Origin of the sequence: Shewanella sp. HL-SH2, assembly GCF_051164935.1 — a bacterium.
GTDB lineage: Bacteria > Pseudomonadota > Gammaproteobacteria > Enterobacterales > Shewanellaceae > Shewanella > Shewanella glacialimarina.
Genome location: NZ_CP195035.1, coordinates 3,777,469 through 3,802,476, shown reverse-complemented (window position 1 = coordinate 3,802,476; position 25,008 = coordinate 3,777,469). Strand labels below are relative to the sequence as shown.

The following is a 25,008-nucleotide window of genomic DNA, read 5'->3' as shown; positions in this document are numbered from 1 at the left end:
CAATGGAACATTATATTAGTTTATTAATTCGCTCCGTTTTCATTGAAAATATGGCGCTGGCGTTCTTCTTAGGTATGTGTACTTTTTTAGCTGTGTCTAAGAAAGTGACTACTGCGATGGGCCTAGGTGTTGCAGTTATCGTGGTACTGGCTATTTCTGTACCTGCTAACCAAATTATTTATCAAGGTTTACTTGCTCCTGGTGCTTTAGCTTGGGCTGGTATACCGGAAGCTGATTTAAGCTTCTTGAAGTTCATTACCTTCATCGGTGTGATTGCAGCGCTTGTACAAATTTTGGAAATGGCATTAGATAAATACTTTCCACCTTTATACAATGCATTGGGTATTTTCTTACCATTGATTACTGTTAACTGTGCAATTTTCGGTGCAGTATCATTTATGGTAGAGCGTGATTATAACCTAGGCGAAAGCGTAGTGTTTGGTATCGGCTCTGGTATCGGTTGGGCGTTAGCAATTGTATTGTTAGCGGGTATCCGTGAGAAAATGAAGTATTCTGATGTGCCAAATGGCTTACGTGGCTTAGGTATTACCTTTGTTACTGCAGGTCTTATGGCTTTGGGTTTCATGTCGTTCTCTGGTGTTTCTTTGTAAGAAATACTGAGACGAAGTATTAATTTGAACCTTTAAGGAATAAGTGAATGGGTATTCTTGAATCTACTCCAATAGATGTTTATCTAGGTGTGAGTATGTTTACTGTTATCGTACTAGTTTTGGTATTAGTGATTTTATTCGCTAAGTCGAAGCTGGTTGCTAGCGGTGATATCACCATTAGTATCAATGGTGATGCAGACAAGGCAATTAAAACAGGTGCCGGTGGTAAGCTACTGGGTGCCTTAGCCAATAATGGTATTTTCGTATCAAGTGCATGTGGTGGCGGTGGCTCATGTGGTCAATGTCGCGTGATGATTAAATCTGGTGGCGGTGATATTTTGCCAACAGAACTTGATCACATCAGTAAAGGCGAAGCTCGCCAAGGTTGTCGTTTGTCATGTCAGGTCAACGTAAAAAGTGACATGGACATTGAATTAGACGAAGAAATCTTTGGTATTAAAAAATGGGAATGTGCAGTTATCTCTAACGATAATAAAGCCACTTTCATTAAAGAACTGAAGCTTCAAATTCCTGATGGTGAAACAGTTCCATTCCGTGCCGGCGGTTATATTCAAATTGAAGCACCTGCTCATCATGTTAAATATGCTGAGTTTGAAGTGCCTGAACAATATCGTGGCGACTGGGAGCATTTTGGCTTCTTCAAGTTAGAGTCAAAAGTAGACGAAGAAACAATTCGTGCATACTCAATGGCTAACTATCCAGAAGAGTTTGGTATTATTATGTTGAACGTGCGTATTGCTACGCCACCGCCACGTAATCTGACCTTACCTTGTGGCAAAATGTCTTCTTACATTTGGAGCTTGAAAGCGGGTGATAAAGTCACTATTTCTGGTCCTTTTGGTGAGTTTTTCGCTAAAGATACGGATGCTGAAATGGTCTTTATTGGTGGTGGAGCAGGTATGGCGCCAATGCGTTCTCATATCTTCGACCAGCTTAAACGCTTAAACTCGAAACGTAAGATCAGTTTTTGGTACGGTGCGCGGTCAAAACGTGAAATGTTCTATGTAGAAGATTTTGACGGCCTTGCAGCTGAAAATGATAACTTCAAATGGCATGTTGCTTTGTCTGATCCTCAGGCAGAAGATAATTGGACTGGTTACACAGGTTTTATTCATAACGTATTGTATGAAAACTATCTGCGTGATCATGATGCACCAGAAGATTGTGAGTTCTACATGTGTGGACCTCCAATGATGAACGCAGCAGTTATAGGCATGTTAAAAGATTTAGGTGTTGAAGACGAAAACATCTTATTAGATGACTTCGGCGGTTAATATCAATTAAGTTAAGGTGCTAAATTTAGCACCTTAATTTTTTATAGATTGCAGTATGCATCAGCTACTGCAATTTTTTGTTTTATGGGATAGTTCATTATGGCGACATCAATTAAATCATTCCTGCTCATCCTGATAGCTTGCACAATTACAGCCTGTACACAGCCTGAGACAACCATTAAGTTGGAAGGGCGAACAATGGGCACCACATATCATATTACTTTGGTTACTAACGAGCATTTGCCACAAGCACAATTGTTACAAACAGAAATAGATATGGCCCTTGAGACCGTTAATAATCAAATGTCTACCTATCGTCCGAACTCAGAGTTATCTCGTTTTAATCAGTTACAAATTAGACAAGGCGTCGATGTCTCACCCGATACTCTTTTGGTTGTAAAAGAGGGGATCCGTTTGAACGAGATAACCGACGGTGCTTTAGATATTACTCTTGGGCCGCTGGTTAACTTATGGGGATTTGGTCCAGACAAACGTCCTACATCTATTCCAACTGCTCAAGCCATAAGCGATGCTAAAGCAAAGACAGGGATCAATGAGTTAACTATTGAAGGCTCCAAGCTAGTTAAACATAATGCCGATTTATATGTTGATCTATCCTCAATAGCTAAAGGCTTTGGTGTTGATAAAGTGGCATCTTTATTAGACAAGTATCAAATAGAAGGTTATTTAGTTGAAATTGGTGGCGAAATTAGTACCCAAGGGACTAAATTTGACGGCACGCCTTGGCGTGTCGCAATTGAAAAGCCTGCAGAAGACGGGCAAGAAGTTCAGCAAGTGATAGAACTTGATACAATGGCCCTAGCAACATCAGGTGACTATCGTATTTATTATGAAGAAAACGGTGAACGTTTTACGCATTTAATCGATCCCCGTACTGGTTATCCAATTAAGCATAAATTAGCCTCAGCCACTGTGCTGCACAAAAGTTCAATGACAGCAGATGGTTATGCTACAGCAATGATGGTATTAGGCACAGAGGCATCATTAGCACTTGCCAAAGAGCAAAATTTAGCAATAATGCTGATTGAAAAGCAGGAACAAGGGTATCAGGTCTTTTATAGTGAGGCCTTTAAGCCTTATCTTGATTGATCCATCCATTAAACTGGAGTCCGAAATGAGCACATTTATTGCTGCGTTTGTGGTGTTATTAGTTTTTTTCTTATTGATGTCTATTGGCTATATCATTAAGAAAAAAGCAGTGGAAGGAAGTTGTGGTGGCTTAGGAGTGTTAGGCATCGAAAAAGCCTGTGACTGCGATGACCCCTGTGACAAACGTAAACGTCGAATGGCAGAAGAAGAACGCCTCGAGAAGTTAGCGCAAAACAGAATCATCTAACTTATTTGATTAGAGTTAATAAAGTTGTACATATAACAGCGCACAAGAAAGTGGGCTGTTTTTATATGATGACGCTGAAATTTATCGTCTTTAGCAGCATTTTTAGCTATCTGACTAGCAAGTCAGTAAAAGCTTAGGTAAGCTGTTGCCCATTATCTATGTAACATCCCTGTCGTATTACTTGTAGGTTTTAAAGTAAGTCATTCCAAACGATTATTATTGTGTCGATATTTTATCGGCACGGGATGCTTTTGTTTTATGGAGATCACTTAACATGAATAAAGTTCCAATGACCGTTGTTGGTGCTGATCAATTACGCAAAGAATTAGACATCTTAAAGTTTGATCGACGCCCTAAAATTACAGAAGCAATTGCTTCGGCGCGTGAGCTTGGTGATTTAAAAGAAAATGCAGAATATCATGCAGCACGTGAAGATCAGGGTATATGTGAAGCCCGTATTCGTGATATTGAAGGCAAACTGTCTAATGTACAGATTATTGATGTCACTAAAATAGAGAATACTGGCAGAGTTATCTTTGGTACTACTGTCAGCATTCTCAATATCAATACCGATGCTGAAATGACTTATCGAATAGTTGGTGATGATGAAGCAGATATCAAATTGAATTTGATATCTGTTAACTCCCCAATTGCTCGTGGACTTATTGGTAAAAACGAAGGTGATGAAGTCGGTATTGCCACTCCTGGTGGAATAACTGATTACGAAATTTTATCAGTTAAATATATCTAATTTTTACAGATAATAAAAAAACCACTGCCAAGGCAGTGGTTTTTTTATGTCAAATTGTTATAACTTAAGTTAATGAACTCGTTGATTCATTGACAGTAATTATTTTACTTTTGGAATGGCAATTTTCATTTCTGCAGATTGACGGAAGATAACTAAAATATGACCGATAGTTTGCACTTTCGTAGACTGTGTTTCACGAACAATGGCGTCAACGATGGCATTTTTAAGTTCTCTATCAGAAGAGGCAACTTTTACTTTGATCAATTCATGATAACTAAGTGCGCTATCAATTTCAGCCAGAACACCTTCAGTCAAACCATTGGCACCAAGCATCACAACGGGCTTTAAATTGTGCGCCAAGCCTTTTAGATGCTGCTTTTGTTTGGTTGTTAAATTCATTTATACCAACTTTTACTGAGTTACTGTTGAAAAGCGGCTATTCTACCCTTATATAGTCTTTATGTAACTCTCAATCGTTGCGGAATTTCAATGTCAGCTAAAAAACGTACAGCCAGCTCTAATCGCTGGATGCTAGAACACTTTGATGATCATTATGTTAAATTGGCTCAAAAACGTGGAATGCGCTCGCGCGCTGCTTTTAAACTAGAAGAAATTCAGCAAAAAGATCACTTGATTAAGTCAGGTATGACTGTAGTAGACTTAGGTGCAGCTCCTGGAGGTTGGTCTCAAGTTGCGGTTAAGTTAGCTGGAGAAAGGGGTAAAGTCATCGCCTGTGATATTTTACCTATGGATCCCATTGTCGGAGTCGATTTCTTGCAAGGGGATTTTAGAGAAGAAAAAGTACTCGAAGCTTTGCTTGACCGTGTAGGTGAAGCTAAAGTGGATGTGGTATTATCAGATATGGCACCAAATATGAGCGGTGCAGATGTTGTTGATCAACCTAGAGCAATGTATTTAGTTGAATTGGCATTAGACATGTGTAGGCAAGTATTGGCTCCAAACGGCTGCTTTGCCGTCAAAGTCTTTCAGGGGGAGGGTTTTGACGATTATATGAAGTCGGTTAAACAAGTTTTCAAAGTAGTAAAAACCCGTAAACCAGACTCATCTAGGGCCCGCTCTAGAGAAGTCTATTTAGTGGCGACTGGTTACAAGTTGTAGTAGTCTAATATCCATTATCGCAAGACTGTAATAGAGGTCTAATAATTTGAGTGACATGGCAAAAAATTTAATACTCTGGGTCGTCATCGCTGTTGTGTTGATGTCAGTATTTCAGGGTTATTCCCCCACTTCTTCGAATTCGCAGAAGATGGACTATTCCGCTTTTCTTGATAATGTCCGAGATGGACAGATTAAGACTGTTGAGATTAAAAGCGATCAGCGTACTATTGAGGGAACAAGATCTTCAGGAGATAAGTTCACCACGATTATGCCTATGTATGACCAAGATTTAATAAATGATCTTGATCGCAGAGGTATCTCGATGAAAGGTCAAGAAGCTGAAGAATCAGGCTTCTTAACCCAAATATTCATTTCATGGTTCCCAATGCTACTGCTTATCGGTGTGTGGATTTTCTTCATGCGTCAAATGCAAGGTGGTGGCGGTAAAGGTGCAATGTCGTTTGGTAAGAGTAAAGCCAAACTGATGAGTGAAGACCAAATTAAGACCACTTTTGCTGATGTTGCAGGTTGTGATGAAGCAAAAGAAGAAGTTAAAGAGCTGGTTGATTATTTACGTGATCCAACCAAGTTCCAAAAGCTAGGCGGCCGTATTCCAACTGGCGTGTTAATGGTTGGTCAACCTGGTACAGGTAAGACCCTATTAGCCAAGGCTATTGCCGGTGAGTCTAAGGTGCCATTCTTTACTATATCAGGATCTGATTTTGTTGAGATGTTTGTTGGTGTTGGTGCATCTCGTGTGCGTGATATGTTCGAACAAGCAAAAAAATCTTCACCTTGTATCATCTTTATCGATGAAATCGATGCAGTAGGTCGCCAACGCGGCGCCGGTGTAGGTGGTGGTCATGATGAACGTGAACAAACCTTAAACCAAATGCTGGTTGAGATGGATGGTTTTGAAGGTAATGAAGGCGTCATCGTTATTGCTGCAACTAACCGCCCTGACGTTTTAGACTCTGCGTTACTTCGTCCTGGTCGTTTTGACAGACAAGTCGTGGTTGGATTGCCTGATGTTCGTGGCCGTGAACAAATTTTAAAAGTACACATGCGCAAAGTGCCTTTGTCTGAAGATGTTAAAGCAAGTGTTATTGCCCGTGGTACACCTGGATTTTCTGGTGCTGATCTCGCTAACTTAGTTAACGAAGCTGCATTATTTGCTGCACGTGGTAATCGCCGCATGGTTAGCATGGAAGAGTTTGAACGGGCCAAAGATAAAATTATGATGGGCGCAGAACGCCGTTCTATGGTGATGTCAGAATCTGAAAAAGAAATGACAGCTTATCATGAAGCTGGCCACGCCATCGTAGGTTGTTTAGTACCTGAGCATGATCCTGTGCACAAAGTGACTATTATCCCACGTGGACGTGCATTAGGTGTGACCTTCTTCCTGCCATTAGCTGATGCCGTTAGTCAAAGTCGTCTAAAACTAGAGTCACAAATTTCTGTGGCTTATGGTGGTCGATTAGCTGAAGAGTTGATCTATGGTAGTGATAAAGTGTCAACTGGTGCATCACAAGATATCAAATACGCTACTTCTATAGCGCGTAATATGGTGACTCAGTGGGGATTTTCAGACAAATTAGGTCCTTTACTTTACGCTGAAGAAGATAATGAAGTGTTTTTAGGTCGTAGCATGGGCAAATCAAAAGCTATGTCTGCTGATACCGCTTCGCTTATTGATTCTGAAATTAAAGCATTTATTGATAAAAATTATCAACGAGCGCAAACAATGCTGACTGAAAACATGGATATTTTACACTCCATGAAAGATGCATTGATGAAGTATGAAACCATTGATTCATTGCAAATTGATGATTTGATGAACCGTCGTGAAGTTCGTCAACCAGCTGATTGGCAAGTTGATGACTCTTCTGATGATAAAGGTGATGGTAAACCTGAAGCAAAAGATGATGATAAAGTTGAAAATGTGACAACTGAATCGGAAGATAATGCTAAGAAAGATGATTTAAAGCCTGATGAGTCGCCCGTTAAGTAATTACGTGGTGTAAGTTAAAAAAGCCCCGCAAGGGGCTTTTTTGTTTTAGCTGATGGGTAATTATAGGTAACCAGAAATGTTTAAATTATCACATGGTAATAAACAGTTAGATTTAGCTCAACCTGTTGTAATGGGGATTGTTAACGTAACACCTGATTCCTTTTCCGATGGTGGAGAATTCAATTTATTTGAACATGCCTGCAAACATGTTGATTATATTATCGAGCAAGGTGCTAGCATTATTGATGTCGGTGGTGAATCGACCCGTCCAGGTGCCTCTGAGGTTACTGTTGAACAAGAACTTGCAAGAGTATTACCTCTAATCAAATATATTGCTGATAAACATGATGTTTGGATCTCCATTGATACCAGTAAACCTGAGGTTATGCAGCAAGCTGTAGCAGCGGGTGCCAATTTAATTAATGATGTTAGAGCTTTACAGCTCCCTGGTGCAATTGAGATGGCAGCAACTTTAAAAGTGCCAGTTTGTTTGATGCACATGCAAGGTGAACCTAAAACAATGCAAGACTCACCAGAATATGGAGATGTTATCTCTGAGGTAAGTGCTTTTTTTGAGCAACGCATTCTAGCTTGTGAGGCTGCAGGGATCACAAGAAGCAAGATAATATTAGATCCAGGCTTTGGCTTTGGTAAAACTTTAGCGCATAATTACCGCTTATTAGCGACATTGCCGCTGCTACATCAATTTCACTTACCAATATTAATTGGTTTGTCTCGAAAAAGCATGATTGGTGATTTATTAGCAAGGCCAACGTCTGAGCGCTTGGCCGGCAGTCTTGCCGGCGCGTTAATTGCTGCGCAGCAAGGAGCTCAAATTATACGTGTACATGACGTTCCCGAAACCGTCGATGTACTGAAAGTCATGTCGGCTACCATGGCGAATATTTAAGTTAGCCGCTGATAATAAATTAATTACAACAAACTGAGTGAATTCACTTAAGTGGGGATATGTGAAACAAAGACAATTTTTTGGAACTGATGGCATTCGTGGAAAGGTCGGTTCAGGCAAGATGACACCTGAGTTAGCATTAAAACTAGGCTGGGCAGCTGGACGAGTGCTTTCACGCAGTGGTACTAAAAAAGTGATTATCGGTAAAGACACTCGTATTTCAGGTTACTTATTTGAATCAGCACTCGAAGCGGGCTTATCTGCAGCAGGTTTGAATGTGTTACTGCTTGGGCCTATGCCGACACCTGCGGTGGCATATTTAACCAGAACATTTAGAGCAGAAGCCGGGGTTGTGATCAGTGCATCGCATAATCCTTATTATGACAATGGTATTAAGTTCTTTTCAACCGATGGCAGTAAGCTAGATGATGCTATTGAACTTGAAATTGAAGCCGAACTTGAAAAGCCACTGGTATGTGTTGAATCACATTTGCTTGGTAAGGCACGCCGTATCGATGATGCAGCAGGGCGTTACATTGAGTATTGTAAAGGGAATTTCCCTGCAGAGCATACGCTTACAGGGCTAAAAATTGTAGTGGATTGTGCCCATGGTGCTACTTATCACATCGCACCGAGTGTATTTAGAGAGTTAGGTGCTGAAGTGGTTGCTATTGGTGATAAACCTGATGGGTTAAATATCAATGATAAAGTTGGCGCAACCGCAATGGCTAAAATTTGCGAAACCGTACTCGCTGAGAACGCAGATTTAGGTATCGCGTTAGATGGTGATGGCGATCGTATTATGATGGTTAATCGACATGGTGAAGTGATTGATGGCGATCAAATTTTATACATATTAGCTGTCGATGCACAAAAGCGTGGTGTATTAAAAGGTGGGGTTGTTGGCACTTTAATGTCCAACCTAGGGCTTGATTTAGCCTTACAAGAGTTGAATATTCCTTTTGTTCGCTCTAATGTTGGCGACCGTTATGTGATGGAACTGCTGAAAAAGCATGAGTGGCGTATCGGCGGTGAAAATTCAGGTCATATTCTTAACTTAGATCATGGCACTACAGGCGACGGTATTATTGCAGGTATTTTAGTATTGGCAGCGATGCGTAGGCAGAATGCTTCCCTTGAGTCGCTTACCGAAGCGATGAAGATGCTACCGCAAGTGCTAGTTAATGTAAGATTTGAAGGCATTAATAATCCACTTGATTCTGATGCAGTTAAATCGGCACAAGCCTATGTTGAGCAACAACTTGGTGCTCGAGGCAGAGTATTATTAAGAAAGTCTGGTACAGAACCGCTTATTCGCGTGATGGTAGAAGGCGAAGAGCATGATCAAGTGCTAGCCTTTGCAAATAGAATTGCCGAAGCGGTAAAAATGTCCTGTTAGTCAGAAATAAATCATAAATATTTAATTAAGCTGTTGCTGGGGTAAAAAGTAACCACTTCGACAGCTTATTGTAAATATTCATCTATTACCTATTGTAACTTGATAAGTGGTTCGCTATTATTCACGCCGCTTTCAAAGGAGACAGTGATGGCACTCAGACGTCCTATGGTAGCTGGCAACTGGAAAATGAATGGCAATTCGGCATTAGCCCAAGAGTTATTTAAAAAGTTTGCAGCAAAGCTCCAAAATGATTCAGCTGAAGTGGTTTTATGCCCGCCTTCAATTTATCTTGAAAGTGTTAGGCAACTGCTTGAGTCAAACAAGCAAACCCTAGATGGGGCACTTGTTAGAATGGGCGCGCAAAATCTTAGTCAACATGACTTCGGCGCGTATACCGGCGAAATATCCGGGCAGATGCTAAAAGATTCAGGATGTCGATACGTAATTATCGGTCACTCCGAACGTCGCCGTATGTACGGTGAAACGAGTAATATAGTGGCAGAAAAGTTTGCCGCAGCTCAAAAACATGGTTTGACGCCTATATTATGTGTAGGAGAGTCAGGCCCAGCACGAGAAGCAAGACGTACTTTTGAAGTTATTGCTGAAGAGTTGGATATAGTCATTGAGAAAAATGGCACTATGGCTTTTGACAATGCGATTATCGCCTACGAACCTTTATGGGCTGTAGGTACAGGTAAGAGCGCAACTCCAGAGCAGGCACAAGAAGTTCATGCGTTTATTCGCAGTCGCCTCTCTGAAGTATCTCCATTTATTGGAGAAAATATCAGAATTTTATACGGTGGAAGTGTCACGCCAAGTAATGCGGCAGATATTTTTGCCCAACCTGATGTTGATGGTGGATTGATTGGCGGAGCTAGCTTAAATTCGTCCGAATTCCTAAGTTTATGTTCCATAGCAATGAGCGCATAATAATATGTACGAAGTACTTATAGTTGTTTACATGGTGGTAGCAATTGGCCTAGTAGGTTTAATTCTTATTCAGCAAGGTAAAGGCGCCGATATGGGCGCATCATTTGGAGCCGGAGCGTCTGGTACGTTATTTGGTTCTAGCGGTTCAGGTAACTTTCTGACTCGCAGCACAGCAGTTTTAGCTATCGCATTTTTCGCTTTAAGCTTAGTAATTGGCAATCTTAGTGCCAATCACAGTAAAGCTGGAGATAATTGGAGCGATATAGGTCCAGCCACTGAGCAAATCATTGATGAAGCGCCAGTAGTTGAACAACAATCAGAAGATAAAATCCCTGATTAAAGTACCAAATTAGCCGAGGTGGTGGAATTGGTAGACGCGCAGCCTTGAGGTGGCTGTGTCTTAACGGACGTGCGGGTTCAAGTCCCGCTCTCGGCACCAGTTAAAAATTGTTCAGTTAGCCTTGTATTACTGAATAGTTATTGCAAGATTAGACGTAAGTCAATATACTTGCATGCAGTTGACGCGGGATGGAGCAGTTTGGTAGCTCGTCGGGCTCATAACCCGAAGGTCGTCGGTTCAAATCCGGCTCCCGCAACCAGCTCCCTGTTATTGGATATTTCGATAACAGATACAGGTTCTATAGCAAAATAGCCTCGTATTTACGGGGTTTTTTGTTATATGGACTTTTGATTTTCCGTGATTTTAAGGCGGATTATACAGGGGCTTTTGCCCTTTTTTTGTTTTTTGGGGGTCATTTTTGGCAACATTAGAATCAAGACTGGTAGATATGTTAACGGTACCAGTTGAAGCACTTGGTTTTAAGCTTTGGGGCATTGAATATGTCCAAGCTGGTAAACACTCAATAGTACGCATATTTATAGATCATGAAAATGGCATCCATATTGAAAACTGTGCCGAAGTGAGCCGACAAGTGGGTGCGGTACTTGATGTTGAAGACCCTATCTCTACAGAATTTACCCTTGAAGTATCTTCTCCGGGTGTAGATAGACCTTTATTTACTGCTCAGCAATATGCAGCCTATGTAGGCGAAGATGCAAAAGTACAATTGACTATGCCGGTATCGGGTAGTCGAAATTTAAAAGGCGCCATTGCTAAAGTTGACGGGCAAATGCTCACAATAACAGTAGATGGAAAAGACTTGGTTGTTGCTTTGGATAATATCCGCAAAGGCAACATCATCGCAAAATTTTAATAGTTTCAGGTGAAGAACGAGGCTAGACCAAATGAATAAAGAGATCCTGCTAGTAGCAGAAGCGGTTTCAAATGAGAAAGCGGTTCCGCGTGAGAAAATTTTTGAAGCGTTAGAAACTGCCCTTGCAACAGCAACCAAGAAAAAATACGAAGGTGATATTGAAGTTCGTGTTGCTATTGATCGTAAAACCGGACACTACGACACTTTCCGTCGTTGGATGGTTATCGATGATCAAGGTGAGCCGTTAGAAAACCCATATAGCGAAATTACCCTTGAAGCTGCACGCTATGAGAACCCTGATCTTCAACCTGGCGATTATGTCGAAGATGAGATCGATTCAGTAGTATTTGACCGTATAACAACTCAAACCGCAAAACAGGTTATCGTACAAAAAGTACGTGAAGCTGAGCGTGCTCAAGTTGTTGAACAGTTTATTGAGCGTGAAGGCGAGATTGTTACTGGTGTTGTTAAGAAAAGCACCCGTGAAAACGTGGTTGTTGATTTAGGTAATAACGCTGATGGCGTGATATTTAAAGAAGACTTAATTAGCCGTGAATCATTCCGCCCAGGTGATCGCGTTCGTGCATTACTTTATGCAGTTCGCCCAGAAGCACGTGGCGCTCAGTTATTTTTAACTCGCAGTAAGCCTGAAATGCTTATTGAGCTTTTCCGTGTTGAAGTGCCTGAAATTTATGATGAGTTAATTGAAGTTATGGGTGCTGCCCGTGAGCCAGGTGCTCGCGCTAAGATAGCCGTAAAGTCAAACGATAAACGCATAGATCCAATAGGTGCTTGTGTTGGTATGCGCGGTGCACGTGTTCAAGCTGTATCGAATGAATTATGTGGTGAGCGTGTTGATATCGTGTTGTGGGATGATAATCCAGCACAATATGTCATCAATGCGATGGCACCAGCTGATGTTGCTTCAATTATTGTTGACGAGGATAACCATTCAATGGATATCGCCGTTGAAGCTGACAGTCTGGCACAAGCAATTGGTCGTAACGGCCAAAACGTACGTTTAGCGACTCAACTAACTGGTTGGGAATTAAACGTAATGACAGTAGAAGACATGAATAAGAAACACCAAGCGGAAAGCGCAAAAGTGGTTGAATTATTTATGGCTACTTTAGAAGTAGACGAAGATTTTGCAACAGTTCTAGCGGAAGAAGGTTTCACTTCATTAGAAGAGATCGCTTACGTACCAGAAGCAGAATTACTTAATATTAACGGATTTGACGAAGATATCGTTGCTTCTTTGCGTGAACGCGCTAAAGCAGCGATTTCTACGCGTGCATTAGCTTCAGAAGAAGCATTAGATGGTGCACATCCAAGTGAAGACTTATTAGCGCTTGACGGTTTAGAAAGACATCTTGCCTTCGTATTAGCAAGTAAAGGTGTTGTTACATTAGAAGACCTTGCTGAGCAAGGTATCGATGATTTAATCGAAATAGAAGAATTGACAGAAGAAAAAGCAGGTGAGCTCATCATGGCAGCCCGCAATATCTGTTGGTTTGGCGAAGAAGCATAAGTCGATCAACAGGGGGATTTATTTGATGGCAGATACAAGTTTAGAAAAATTAGCTCAAGAAGTGGGCAAAACGGTTGATCGTTTAGTTGAACAATTTAACGAAGCCGGCATTAAAAAGACAAAAGCTGACACCGTTTCTGAAAATGAGAAACAGCAGTTATTAGATTTTTTGAAGAAGCAACATGGTGGCGAATCTGCACCAACAAAAATGACATTGCAACGTAAAACCGTATCTACGTTAAGTGTGTCTGGTTCTGGTGGTCAGTCAAAAGACGTTAAAGTTGAAGTGCGTAAAAAACGTACTTTTGTTAAACGTGATGACGCCGATGTAGCTAAACTAGCTGCTGAAGAACAAGCTAAAGCTGAAGAAGCTAAGCTTAAAGCGGCTGCAGATGAAAAAGCTAAAGTTGAAGCAAAGGCTAAAGCTGATGCAGATGCAAAAGCTAAAGTGGCTAAAGACGCTGAAGCTAAAGCTAAAGCTGCCAAGGCACCAAAAGTTGAGCCTAAAGCTGATAAGCCTTTAGACCCAGCAGCTCAAGCAGCAAAGGAAGAAGCTGAACGCATTAAAGCGACTCAGGAGAAAGTTCTGACGCAAAAGCAAATTGAAGAAGCCGACAAAGCTGCTGAAAAGGCGCGTAAATTGGCTGAAGAAAATTCTAAGCGCTGGGCTGATGAAGAGCGTCTACGCCTAGAAGCTGAAAAGAATGGTGATCACCATGTAACGACATCTAAAGTAGCGCGAGCTGCTGAAGATAGTTCTGATATGGATGATGAAAAACGTGGTCGTCGTGCTCGCAACAAAAACACCAGTAAGAAACGCGGTGGTAAAGATGCACGTGACGGTCGTGAAAGACATATGCGTCGCAATACAGCACCACAGTCCATGGCTCATGGCTTTAACAAGCCTGTTGCCGCAGTGACTCGTGATGTGCGTATTGGCGAAACGGTTACAGTTTCTGAATTAGCTCATTTGATGGCAGTTAAAGCAACTGAAATCATTAAGCAAATGATGAAAATGGGTACTATGGTTACCATTAACCAAGTACTTGACCAAGAAACTGCGCAGTTAGTGGCAGAAGAAATGGGCCATAAAGTGGTTCTACTTCGTGAAAACGAACTAGAACATCAAGTAATGCAAGATCGTGATGATAACGTTAAGTTAGAAACGCGTGCGCCAGTTGTGACCATCATGGGTCACGTTGACCATGGTAAAACGTCATTACTTGATTATATCCGTCGCGCTAAAGTAGCAGCTGGTGAAGCCGGTGGTATTACCCAGCATATTGGTGCTTACCATGTAGAAACTGAGAACGGTATGATTACCTTCTTAGATACTCCTGGTCACGCTGCGTTTACCTCTATGCGTGCCCGTGGTGCTAAAGCGACTGATATCGTTATTCTAGTTGTTGCTGCTGATGATGGTGTAATGCCACAAACAATCGAAGCTATCCAACATGCTAAAGCCGGTAACGTGCCATTAATCGTTGCGATTAACAAGATGGATAAGCCAGATGCTGATCCTGAACGTGTTAAAAGCGAGCTATCTCAACATGGCGTAATGTCAGATGATTGGGGTGGAGATAATATGTTCGTCAATCTTTCAGCTAAGACTGGTGAAGGCGTTGATGATCTATTAGAAGGTATTTTACTTCAGTCTGAAGTATTAGAACTTAAAGCCGTTCGTGACACTATGGCCGCAGGTGTAGTCATTGAGTCTAAGCTTGATAAAGGCCGTGGACCTGTCGCAACTGTATTGGTTCAAGAAGGTACTTTACGTCAAGGCGATATCGTTCTATGTGGTTTAGAGTACGGAAAAATCCGTGCAATGAAAGATGAGAATGGTAATTCAATCACTGAAGCCGGCCCTTCAATTCCAGTTGAGATTTTAGGTCTTTCTGGTGTGCCATCAGCGGGTGATGAAGCTACCGTTGTACGTGATGAACGCAAAGCACGTGAAGTAGCACTTTATCGTCAAGGCAAGTTCCGCGATGTTAAGCTTGCTCGTCAGCAGAAGTCTAAACTTGAAAACATGTTTGCTAACATGGAAGAAGGTGAAGTTCAGGAATTGAATATCGTTCTCAAAGCAGACGTACAGGGTTCTCTGGAAGCGATTTGTGATTCATTAACAGGTCTATCAACAGCTGAAGTTAAAGTTAACATTATCGCTCGTGGCGTTGGTGCCCTTACTGAAACTGACGCAACGTTAGCTGCAGCGTCTAATGCTATTATGGTTGGCTTCAACGTTCGTGCTGATGCACAGGCGCGTAAGACAATTGAAGCTGAAAGTGTTGATTTACGTTATTACAGCATCATCTATAACTTAATTGATGAAGTAAGAGCGGCAATGACTGGTATGTTAGCGCCTGAGTTCAAGCAAGTGATCATTGGTCTTGCTGAAGTTCGTGATGTATTTAAGTCTCCTAAGTTAGGCGCAATTGCTGGCTGTATGGTTACTGAAGGTATTGTTAAGCGCAGTGCACCAATTCGTGTACTACGTGACAACGTGGTGATCTACGAAGGTGAGCTAGAGTCTCTACGTCGCTTTAAAGATGATGCCGCTGAAGTTCGTAATGGCATGGAATGTGGTATCGGGGTTAAGAATTACAACGATGTTCGCGTAGGCGACCAAATCGAAGTATTCGAAATCGTCGAAGTAGCTAGAACGCTATAACATGTGAAAGGGCGGCATTAGCCGCCCTTTTTGATTTAATGGCTTAAGTGGGTTAATAGTCATGGCAAAAGAATTTAGTCGTACTCGTCGCATCGCTCAGCAGCTTCAACAAGAGCTGGCTATGGTGCTGCAACGTGATATGAAAGATCCTCGTATCGGTTTTGTTACAGTTAATGACGTTGAAGTTTCACGTGATTTAAGTTACGCCCGGGTATTTGTGACTTTCTTCGAAGAAGACATTAAGTTAGTTGAAGAAAAAATTGCGGCGTTAACCGCTGCTGCACCTTATATCCGTACATTAATTGCAGGGCGCATGAAACTTAGGGTTATGCCTGAGCTGCGTTTTATGTACGATAGTTCATTAGTCGAAGGTATGCGCATGTCTAACCTAGTTAGCCAGGTCATCACTAAAGACAAGCAAAAGCAGCAAGACAGTGGTCGTGTTGATGAGATTGACCAAGACGATACCCAGGAGAAAGATTAATGGCGCGTCGTCAAAAAGGTCGTTTTATTGATGGCATCGTTTTACTCGATAAAGGCACGGGCATTAGCTCTAATCATGCACTTCAGCGAGTAAAACGTTTTTTTAATGCCAACAAAGCTGGACATACCGGTGCGCTAGATCCTCTAGCAACGGGTATGCTACCTGTGTGTTTAGGCGAAGCTACCAAGTTTTCTCAACATCTTCTAGATGCTGATAAACGCTATACAGTGATTGCTAAGCTAGGGCAGCGAACAGATACCAGTGACTCAGATGGCGAAGTGGTTCAAGAGCGAGACATTAATTTTACTGAAGATCAACTGCAACAAGCATTAGCGCATTTTCGTGGTGATACTATGCAAGTGCCTTCAATGTATTCTGCATTAAAGCATCAAGGTAAGCCGCTTTATAAATATGCTCGAGAGGGTATTGAAGTCCCACGTGAAGCAAGACCGATTACGGTTTTTGAATTGAACTTTTTGGGACTAGAAGGTGACGAGCTAACACTTGATATTCACTGTTCCAAAGGCACTTACATTCGCACTATTATTGATGATCTTGGTGAAATGCTAGGCTGTGGTGCGCATGTTATTATGTTGCGTCGCACACAAGTTGCCAATTATCCTTACGATAAGATGGTAACCTTAGAACAGTTAGCGGCGATGATTGACTCTGCGACTGAGCAAGATATTTCTCCTTTTGAAGCGTTAGATTCACTATTACTGCCTATGGATACTGCGGTAGCTAATTTCGCAGAAATAAATTTACCGCAAGATATGTTGTATTATGTTATGCAGGGCCAAGCAATACAGGCATCGGGATTAAAACCCGACGAATTAGTGCGCATCACCATTGGTGAAGAGCATAAATTTGTCGGCGTGGGGTCTATGAATGATGATGGTTTACTCGCACCTAAGCGTCTCATTGTTATTCGCGAAGCTGAATCAGATAATACTATAAGTTGATGCAAGTTTATTATTGCTTAAATTGGGCAAACTAATTATTTATATTGCTCTAGTCATTAATTCTCGGTAGAATGTCGCGCTTCCTTTAGCTGAGTTAGTGATCGGCTAAAGATTATTTATTATATTTTGGAGATACACATGTCACTAAGTGCTGAAACTAAAGCAAAAATTCTAGCAGACTTCGGTCGTTGCGAAAACGATTCTGGTTCTACTGAAGTACAGGTTGCTTTATTAACTGCTCAAATTAACCACCTTCAAGGTCACTTTAAAACGCATATTCACGACCACCACTCACGTCGTGGCTTGTTACGTATGGTAAGTGCTCGCCGTAAGCTTTCTGCTTATTTAAAGCGCACTGACGTAGCTCGTTATACTGCTATGATCCAGAAGTTAGGTTTACGTCGTTAATACGACTTTGGCTTACTTTAGTAAGTCAAAACCGTAAAAAGGAGGCTTAGCCTCCTTTTTTATTGTCTTAAATTTGATGATTTCTAAAGTTGTAATATTTTAGCGCTTTCAGAGGCAATATACTTTTGTTCGAACTCTTCTAATGGTAATGGCTTGCTGAAGAAAAAACCTTGCCCAATAGGACAGTTATTTTCTCTAAGCCAGTCAAGTTGCTCCTCATTTTCAATTCCTTCAGCAACAATTGATAAATTTAGTTGGCGCCCTAGCATCAAAATAGTTGATGCTATTGCACTATCAACCGGAAGGTCGCTTACAAAAGCGCGATCTATCTTCATCGTGGTTATAGGCAAATGGCGTAAATAAGATAACGAAGAGTATCCAGTACCAAAATCGTCAACTGCAATACCAAAACCAGCGGATTTGAGTTGTTCCAGTTTTGCTATTGCCTGTTCTATATCATTCATCAATGATGTTTCGGTGATTTCTATTTCAAGTAAGTCTGGACGGATTTGATAGCGTAAAGCAAGTTGTTTGATATCAGGCACCAAACTTGAGTCGGCAAATTGCTGGGATGCGACGTTAACGGCAATAGGAACGGCATAATTGTATTTTTTCTGCCAATCTCTGAGTATTTTACAGCTTTGTTCAATGACCCATCTACCTATTGGAATAATAATACCAGTCTCTTCAGCTACAGGGATGAAAGACATTGGGCTGATGAGTCTGCCATCTTTTTGCCAACGAATTAATGCTTCACAACCAATAACCTTATTTGTGTTAATGTCGAATTTAGGTTGAAAATGAAGTAGGAACTCATTGTTTTTAAGTGCATCGTGCAAAGAGGCTTCGGTACGAAGTCTTACCGCTGCCCGCTCGGTCATTTGTTCTTTAAAAAACGCCCATTGATTCGAACCTGCCGCTTTAGCACTGTACATGGCGATATCAGCATGGCGTATTAAATCCTCTGCACTCTCACCATCATCAGGGTAAATGGAAATGCCGATCGAGGCCGCTGGGTGGATGGTGTGTTCATTTAACTGCAGCGGAGCGTTAAGCTGTATCAGCAGTTTATCAACAAAGTCTGCCGCCTGATCTGGGCTTTGGATATCATCGGCTAATACGACAAATTCATCCCCACCTAGACGAGCAACGCTACCCTTATCACCAACAACGCGTTCCAGAATACGGGCGATACGTGCTAGAAATTGATCACCTAATGCATGGCCTAGCGAATCATTAACATTTTTAAAGCGGTCTAAATCGATAAAAAGCAGTGCAAAGTTGCGTTTGTGCACACGCGAACGTTGAATAGTTACATTGAGTGTTTCTAGTAATAAAGTTCGATTGGGTAATCCTGTGAGTGGATCTCGGGTGGCCATTTTACGAAGCTTATTTTGAGTTTGGCTAAATTGCAGTAAAATTTGATTAAATTTACTGGCCACTAACCCTAACTCATCATCCTTATGGGCTTTAGAAATTGGTAATAAGTTTTCACCGGGTGAATCAGGGTCTATTTTATCTATGGCTTCACTTATTCTCGCGATAGGTTGAGTTAAGAATCGATGGAAAACGACGGTAAGTACCAAGGTGAGTAATAATGCACGGGCCAATGTTGCAATAAAGCTGAGCTGAAGTTGGTCAAACAGATGCGTCGTTAACTTTTGAGTGTCATAAAATATCGTTAAACTACCAATTAGCTGTTGCTTTTTACTGCCTTCAAAATAGAAGGGGCGGTATAAGGGGCGTGATATTTCCTTTAGGTCGCCAAATAAACGGTTACTCAATAAAATGTAATTTTCTGAAAAGTCTTCACCTTCATTCACCACACTGACAAAAAGTGACCCATCATCAAGCTCAAGCACCGCAGAGCCCACATTATCAACTTTAATAATACCCTCTAAGGTTTGCTGAGCTAATTTATCATCTAATGCCCAGATGGCATTCGTGGTTGTTTGCTCTACAGAGTTAAGCAGTTCTTGCTGCGAGCTGGATAGTTGTTGTTTAGTCGTAACAACAACTAGGGCTATTTCAACTACAAATACAGCGATTGCAAAAAACAACGCCGTAAATACGACAAGATTAGTTTGTTTCCAAGTCAGTGATTTAAATCTTGAGGTCATCATTAATTCCGTGTCTTATAAGACCAGTAATGTTATTCGTCTTTATTATTAGTTTTTGTCTATTATTTTAATAGTTCTGTGACAAAAAATTCGTTTTATGTGATTGATAACAAATTGATTCATTAAATAGAATCTATCTATTACCCTAAAGTAACTGTAGTAAAATTAGTGCTACTTGTCACTCATATTTATGCGATTAGCGTCTAACACCGGTGATTTAAGTTTACGCTAGCAAAAATAATGAAATGATTTACCAAGTTTGAAGTACTTTATTTATCAGTAAATAGGGAAGTATTTTAGAATGAAGAGTAAATTTTTATACCTAGATAAGAAGTGTCTATTTAACTATTGATTCTATTTGAAGTATACTTGCGCAGGTAATTTAAAGGTCATTAATTAAGGAATGGGTCACGTGAATCCAATTGTAAAGAGTTTTGAGTATGGTCAACATACAGTCACCTTAGAAACGGGTGTTATTGCACGTCAAGCTGATGCTGCTGTTTTAGCAAGCATGGGCGATACCACAGTGTTAGTTACTGTCGTCGGTAAAAAAGTTGCTGATTTAAGCCGCGATTTTTTCCCACTAACTGTTAACTATCAAGAAAAAACCTATGCTGCGGGTAAAATCCCTGGTGGTTTCTTCAAGCGTGAAGGTCGTCCGTCAGAAGATGAAACTCTGATTGCCCGTCTTATCGACCGTCCAATTCGTCCTTTATTCCCTAACGGTTTTAAAAACGAAGTTCAAGTTATCATTACTGTGGTTTCTGTTGACCCACAGATTGAGCCAGACATTGTATCAATGATTGGTACTTCCGCAGCATTAGCTATTTCTGGTATTCCATTTAGTGGTCCTTTAGGTGCTGCTCGCGTTGGTTATATCAACGGTGAATATGTGCTTAATCCAAGTGTTGATCAGCTAGCGACTAGCGACCTTAATTTGGTTGTAGCGGGTACGCAAAGCGCTGTGTTAATGGTTGAGTCAGAAGCGAAATCGCTTGCTGAAGAAATTATGCTAGGTGCCGTGACTTATGGTCACGATCAACAACAAGTGGTTGTCAATGCGATTAGCGAATTTAAAGCTGAAGCAGGCAAGCCAACATGGGATTGGACTGCACCAGTTCAAGATCAAGATTTAGTTGCAAAAATCAAAGAACTTGCTGAAGCGGGTTTGACAGAAGCTTATCAAATTGAAGTTAAGCAAGATCGCTATGCACAAGTTGGCGTAGTTAAATCAGCGGCTAAAGCTGCATTAACAGCTCAAAATAGCGATGTTGATTTACGGGAAGTAGATAATCTACTTGCCAGCCTTGAAAAGAAAGTCGTTCGCGGCCGTATTATCAGTGGCAAGCCACGTATCGATGGTCGTGAACCTGACATGATCCGCGCATTAAGTGTATTAGCAGGTGTTCTTCCACGTACTCATGGTAGCTCACTGTTTACCCGTGGTGAAACTCAGGCGTTAGTGACATGTACTTTAGGTACAGAGCGTGACGCACAGAAAATTGATAGCATCATGGGCGAACGTACTAATCGTTTTATGCTGCACTATAACTTCCCTCCGTACTGTGTTGGTGAAACTGGTATGGTTGGTTCACCTAAGCGTCGCGAAATCGGTCATGGTAAATTAGCATGGCGCGGTATGAAGGCTGTTATGCCTTCAGCTGAAGAATTTCCGTACAGCGTTCGCGTAGTATCTGAAATTACTGAATCTAATGGTTCAAGCTCTATGGCTTCAGTATGTGGTACGTCATTAGCATTAATGGATGCTGGTGTACCAATCAAAGCATCTGTTGCTGGTATTGCGATGGGTCTAGTTAAAGAAGGCGACGATTTTGTTGTACTTTCTGACATTTTAGGTGATGAAGATCACTTAGGTGACATGGACTTTAAAGTGGCTGGTACTCGTGATGGTATTACTGCATTGCAGATGGATATCAAGATTGAAGGTATCACTAAAGAGATCATGGATATTGCACTGCAACAAGCATACGGTGCACGTGTTCATATTCTTAACGTAATGGATCAAGCAATTGGTTCTCATCGTGATGATATCTCTGATCATGCTCCACGTATCACGACTATCAAGATCAATCCTGAAAAAATCCGTGATGTTATCGGTAAAGGTGGTGCAACTATTCGTGCACTGACTGAAGAAACGGGTACAACTATCGAGTTAGATGACAACGGTACAGTCAAGATTGCTTCTAATAATGGCGAGGCAACTAAAGAAGCTATTCGTCGTATAGAAGAAATTACCGCTGAAGTTGAAGTTGGTCGTATTTATAATGGTAAAGTGATTCGTATCGTTGATTTCGGTGCATTTATTAACATTCTTCCTGGTAAAGATGGCTTAGTGCATATTTCGCAAATCAGTGATGAGCGCGTAGCAAATGTATCAGATCACTTAGAAATGAACCAAGAAGTTGCTGTTAAGGTGATGGAAGTGGATCGTCAAGGTCGCGTACGTTTATCAATTAAAGAAGCACAAACTAAAGAAGCTGCTGAATAAGCGACTATTTTAAGTGTAAAAATTGAGTGTGATGAAAGGGAGGCCAATTGGTCTCCTTTTTTTAGTTTTTTGACAATTAAATCAAATAGCAAATAGCACTAACCCCGCTAGGTTGTTATCATGCTGATTATTAATGAACCTGATTAAAGGTAAAGTAGATGGAATTTAAATTACGCACCTCGTTTGTCGCCATGGTGGCAGGTGTTAGCTTGTTGCTTACCGGTTGTGCTGCTACTTCGGGTTCAAATGGGGATGTTGCGATAGGGCAAATTATTGTCGCCCCAGTTATGCCAGATTATAAATTAGAAGTGACTTTGGCCAAGTTGAATGAAATTTTGGCTAGTATGGAACTGACCAACGATCAGCGTGCACGTTTTCATTATGATCGCGGTGTTATTTACGACAGTGTTGGATTACGCCTACTCGGACGTATTGATTTCCACCAGGCACTTAAGCTACAACCAAATTTAGCTGATGCCTATAACTTCTTAGGTATTTACTATACCCAAGAAGGTGAATTTGAAAGTGCATATGAGGCTTTTGATGGCGTATTAGAACTCGCCCCAGAATACGACTATGCATACCTTAATCGCGGTATCGCATTATTCTATGGTGAACGCTACGAGCTTGCAGTAAAAGATATGATGACTTTCTATCAACGTGATCCAAATGATGGTTATCGCTCTTTATGGCTATACCTCATGTCATCACAAATTGATGCGAAGGCTGCACTAGTTGCGTTAGGTACTCAGCGCGGGCAACTTGAAGATAAAGCTTGGTCAAGTGTATTAGTCGACTACTACTTAGGCAAATTAACCAAGAAACAATTATTTGCTGCCGCTAAAGTGGGTTTAAATCAACCTAAAGAATATGCAGAGCGTTTATGCGAAGCGTACTTTTATTTAGGTAAACGGGCAGAAGAGTTAGGACTGTACCAAGAAGCGGCAAATTATTACCGTCTCACCCTAGCAACTAATATTTATGATTTTGTTGAACATAGATACGCGCGTATCGAGTTAGCTAAAATAAAACACATCCTCGAACAGCCTCCTCAGTCCTAAAAGGCGCTTTGCCTAGCCAAGCTTACTGATAGGCGCTATAATTTGCGCCTTTTTTAGTATCAAGTGCAAAGGTTACCATGTCAGGCATAAATGTTGAGGTCGACAAACGTCGAACCTTCGCCATCATTTCCCACCCGGATGCGGGTAAGACAACAATTACTGAAAAAGTATTGTTATTCGGTCAAGCAATTCAAGTCGCGGGCACGGTTAAAGGCCGAGGCTCTAAGCAGCATGCTAAGTCGGACTGGATGGAGATGGAGCAAGAACGTGGTATTTCTATCACTACCTCTGTAATGCAGTTCCCCTATAGAGAATGCTTAGTCAATTTACTTGATACACCAGGTCATGAAGACTTCTCTGAAGATACTTATCGTACCTTAACCGCTGTTGACTCTTGTCTTATGGTTATCGATGCCGCTAAAGGTGTAGAGGATCGTACTCGTAAGCTAATGGAAGTCACTCGCTTGCGCGATACTCCCATTATCACTTTCATGAATAAATGCGACCGTGATATTCGCGATCCTATGGAAGTGATGGATGAAGTGGAAGAAGAGTTAAAAATTGCCTGTGCGCCTATTACTTGGCCAATTGGTTGTGGTAAGTCATTTAAAGGTGTTTACCATATTCATCGTCAAGAGGCTATTTTATATAAATCAGGCCTTGGTCACATGATCCAAGAAGTGCGTATTGTAAAAGGGATTGATAACCCAGAGCTTGATGAGGCCATTGGTAGTGAGTTAGCAGATCAATTACGTGATGAGCTTGAGTTAGTTGTCGGAGCATCACATGAGTTTGATTTAGATGCATTTTTAAAAGGCAAGTTATCGCCAGTATACTTTGGTACTGCGCTAGGTAATTTTGGCGTCGATCATATGCTTGATGGTTTGCTTGAGTGGGCACCAAAGCCTCAGTCACGCAATACTGAAGTGCGTGAAATTACCGCGAAAGATGAAAATTTTAGCGGTTTTATCTTTAAAATTCAGGCTAATATGGATCCAAAGCATCGCGACAGAGTTGCTTTTATGCGCGTAGTGTCAGGTAAATATGAAAAGGGCATGAAAATGCACCATGTTCGTATTGGCAAAGATGTGCGGATTTCAGATGCATTAACCTTTGTTGCTGGTGATCGCGAGCAAGTTGAAGAAGCCTACCCAGGTGATATTATTGGTTTGCATAATCATGGCACGATTCAAATAGGTGATACTTTTACCCAAGGTGAAAAATTTAAATTTACCGGTATTCCTAACTTTGCACCGGAAATGTTCCGTCGTATTCGTTTAAAAGACCCATTAAAACAAAAGCAGCTTTTAAAAGGTTTGGTGCAGCTTTCTGAAGAGGGTGCAGTGCAAGTCTTTAGACCAATAGACTCGAATGACTTAATTGTTGGTGCGGTTGGTGTGCTACAGTTTGAAGTGGTTGTAGGACGTTTAAAGAGTGAATATAACGTTGAAGCTATTTATGAAGGTATTAGTGTTTCTACAGCACGTTGGGTTTACTGTAAAGATGAGCGAAAGCTTGAAGAGTTCCGCCGTAAATGTAGTCCAAACCTTGCGTTAGATGGTGGTGATAATTTAACTTATATTGCGCCGACAAGGGTTAACCTTAATTTATCAATGGAACGCTATCCTGAAGTAGAGTTTGCGAAGACACGCGAAAACTAAT

Annotated in this window: 22 protein-coding genes and 2 tRNA genes; 22 read left to right on the top strand and 2 right to left on the bottom strand. The window is 41.2% G+C overall.

The window, feature by feature from the left end; all coding sequences use genetic code 11:
* Window positions 1–2: 2 nt before the first annotated feature.
* From nqrE to greA, 5 genes are all read left to right on the top strand, one after another.
* Window positions 3–611: an NADH:ubiquinone reductase (Na(+)-transporting) subunit E gene (nqrE, locus tag ACRWP9_RS16530; RefSeq protein WP_226413892.1), complete on the top strand. Its 609-nt coding sequence runs from the start codon at window positions 3–5 to the stop codon at window positions 609–611.
* A 47-nt stretch (window positions 612–658) separates the two neighbouring features.
* Window positions 659–1,906 (top strand): NADH:ubiquinone reductase (Na(+)-transporting) subunit F, encoded by a 1,248-nt coding sequence (gene nqrF / locus ACRWP9_RS16525; protein ID WP_235088546.1) that lies wholly within the window; start codon window positions 659–661, stop codon window positions 1,904–1,906.
* 96 nt (window positions 1,907–2,002) lie between these two features.
* Entirely contained in the window at window positions 2,003–3,016 is a 1,014-nt protein-coding gene (locus ACRWP9_RS16520) for an FAD:protein FMN transferase (RefSeq protein WP_434929109.1), read from the top strand.
* Window positions 3,017–3,041: 25 nt separating this feature from the next.
* On the top strand, window positions 3,042–3,263 hold the full coding sequence (gene nqrM / locus ACRWP9_RS16515; protein WP_226413896.1) for a (Na+)-NQR maturation NqrM: 222 nt from the start codon (window positions 3,042–3,044) through the stop codon (window positions 3,261–3,263).
* Window positions 3,264–3,537: 274 nt separating this feature from the next.
* Window positions 3,538–4,014, top strand: coding sequence for a transcription elongation factor GreA (gene greA, locus ACRWP9_RS16510; RefSeq protein ID WP_434926898.1), 477 nt, complete (start codon window positions 3,538–3,540; stop codon window positions 4,012–4,014).
* Between the two features lie 99 nt (window positions 4,015–4,113).
* Here the strand turns inward: greA and yhbY are convergent, their stop codons facing one another.
* Window positions 4,114–4,413, bottom strand: coding sequence for a ribosome assembly RNA-binding protein YhbY (gene yhbY, locus ACRWP9_RS16505; protein WP_434926897.1), 300 nt, complete (start codon window positions 4,411–4,413; stop codon window positions 4,114–4,116).
* A gap of 90 nt (window positions 4,414–4,503) precedes the next feature.
* Between yhbY and rlmE the strand changes: the two genes are divergently transcribed.
* The 14 genes from rlmE to rpsO all read left to right on the top strand — a co-directional run bounded on the left by rlmE (window position 4,504) and on the right by rpsO (window position 17,656).
* A complete protein-coding gene (rlmE, locus tag ACRWP9_RS16500; protein WP_226413902.1) occupies window positions 4,504–5,133 on the top strand; it encodes a 23S rRNA (uridine(2552)-2'-O)-methyltransferase RlmE in 630 nt (209 codons plus the stop codon).
* A gap of 46 nt (window positions 5,134–5,179) precedes the next feature.
* Window positions 5,180–7,147, top strand: a complete 1,968-nt coding sequence (ftsH, locus tag ACRWP9_RS16495) for an ATP-dependent zinc metalloprotease FtsH (RefSeq protein ID WP_434926896.1) — start codon at window positions 5,180–5,182, stop codon at window positions 7,145–7,147.
* A 76-nt stretch (window positions 7,148–7,223) separates the two neighbouring features.
* Window positions 7,224–8,057: a dihydropteroate synthase gene (gene folP, locus ACRWP9_RS16490; RefSeq protein WP_434926895.1), complete on the top strand. Its 834-nt coding sequence runs from the start codon at window positions 7,224–7,226 to the stop codon at window positions 8,055–8,057.
* Window positions 8,058–8,118: 61 nt separating this feature from the next.
* A complete protein-coding gene (glmM, locus tag ACRWP9_RS16485; RefSeq protein ID WP_434926894.1) occupies window positions 8,119–9,456 on the top strand; it encodes a phosphoglucosamine mutase in 1,338 nt (445 codons plus the stop codon).
* 147 nt (window positions 9,457–9,603) lie between these two features.
* Window positions 9,604–10,386 (top strand): triose-phosphate isomerase, encoded by a 783-nt coding sequence (gene tpiA, locus ACRWP9_RS16480; protein ID WP_434926893.1) that lies wholly within the window; start codon window positions 9,604–9,606, stop codon window positions 10,384–10,386.
* A 4-nt stretch (window positions 10,387–10,390) separates the two neighbouring features.
* The gene (secG, locus tag ACRWP9_RS16475; protein ID WP_434926892.1) at window positions 10,391–10,726 is read left to right on the top strand and encodes a preprotein translocase subunit SecG; all 336 of its coding nucleotides are present in this window, start codon (window positions 10,391–10,393) and stop codon (window positions 10,724–10,726) included.
* A gap of 12 nt (window positions 10,727–10,738) precedes the next feature.
* Window positions 10,739–10,825 (top strand) — tRNA-Leu (locus ACRWP9_RS16470).
* An 83-nt stretch (window positions 10,826–10,908) separates the two neighbouring features.
* A tRNA-Met gene (locus tag ACRWP9_RS16465) sits at window positions 10,909–10,985 on the top strand.
* A 159-nt stretch (window positions 10,986–11,144) separates the two neighbouring features.
* Entirely contained in the window at window positions 11,145–11,600 is a 456-nt protein-coding gene (gene rimP, locus ACRWP9_RS16460; protein WP_434926891.1) for a ribosome maturation factor RimP, read from the top strand.
* A gap of 31 nt (window positions 11,601–11,631) precedes the next feature.
* Window positions 11,632–13,131, top strand: coding sequence for a transcription termination factor NusA (nusA, locus tag ACRWP9_RS16455; protein ID WP_434926890.1), 1,500 nt, complete (start codon window positions 11,632–11,634; stop codon window positions 13,129–13,131).
* A gap of 25 nt (window positions 13,132–13,156) precedes the next feature.
* Complete coding sequence (gene infB / locus ACRWP9_RS16450; RefSeq protein WP_434926889.1) at window positions 13,157–15,802, top strand: translation initiation factor IF-2; 2,646 nt, start codon at window positions 13,157–13,159, stop codon at window positions 15,800–15,802.
* Between the two features lie 61 nt (window positions 15,803–15,863).
* Entirely contained in the window at window positions 15,864–16,286 is a 423-nt protein-coding gene (gene rbfA / locus ACRWP9_RS16445) for a 30S ribosome-binding factor RbfA (RefSeq protein WP_226413920.1), read from the top strand.
* Complete coding sequence (gene truB, locus ACRWP9_RS16440) at window positions 16,286–17,248, top strand: tRNA pseudouridine(55) synthase TruB (RefSeq protein ID WP_434926888.1); 963 nt, start codon at window positions 16,286–16,288, stop codon at window positions 17,246–17,248. The genes rbfA and truB overlap by 1 nt, the downstream gene beginning before the upstream one ends.
* Window positions 17,249–17,386: 138 nt before the next feature.
* A complete protein-coding gene (rpsO, locus tag ACRWP9_RS16435; protein ID WP_235088586.1) occupies window positions 17,387–17,656 on the top strand; it encodes a 30S ribosomal protein S15 in 270 nt (89 codons plus the stop codon).
* Between the two features lie 83 nt (window positions 17,657–17,739).
* On the opposite strand, the gene ACRWP9_RS16430 is transcribed toward rpsO, so the two are convergent.
* The gene (locus ACRWP9_RS16430; RefSeq protein ID WP_434926887.1) at window positions 17,740–19,776 is read right to left on the bottom strand and encodes a putative bifunctional diguanylate cyclase/phosphodiesterase; all 2,037 of its coding nucleotides are present in this window, start codon (window positions 19,774–19,776) and stop codon (window positions 17,740–17,742) included.
* 412 nt (window positions 19,777–20,188) lie between these two features.
* Between ACRWP9_RS16430 and pnp the strand changes: the two genes are divergently transcribed.
* The 3 genes from pnp to prfC all read left to right on the top strand — a co-directional run bounded on the left by pnp (window position 20,189) and on the right by prfC (window position 25,007).
* Window positions 20,189–22,285 (top strand): polyribonucleotide nucleotidyltransferase, encoded by a 2,097-nt coding sequence (gene pnp, locus ACRWP9_RS16425; protein ID WP_434926886.1) that lies wholly within the window; start codon window positions 20,189–20,191, stop codon window positions 22,283–22,285.
* Window positions 22,286–22,443: 158 nt separating this feature from the next.
* Entirely contained in the window at window positions 22,444–23,346 is a 903-nt protein-coding gene (gene nlpI / locus ACRWP9_RS16420; protein ID WP_434926885.1) for a lipoprotein NlpI, read from the top strand.
* Window positions 23,347–23,423: 77 nt separating this feature from the next.
* Window positions 23,424–25,007: a peptide chain release factor 3 gene (gene prfC / locus ACRWP9_RS16415; protein ID WP_434926884.1), complete on the top strand. Its 1,584-nt coding sequence runs from the start codon at window positions 23,424–23,426 to the stop codon at window positions 25,005–25,007.
* Window position 25,008 lies beyond the last annotated feature (1 nt).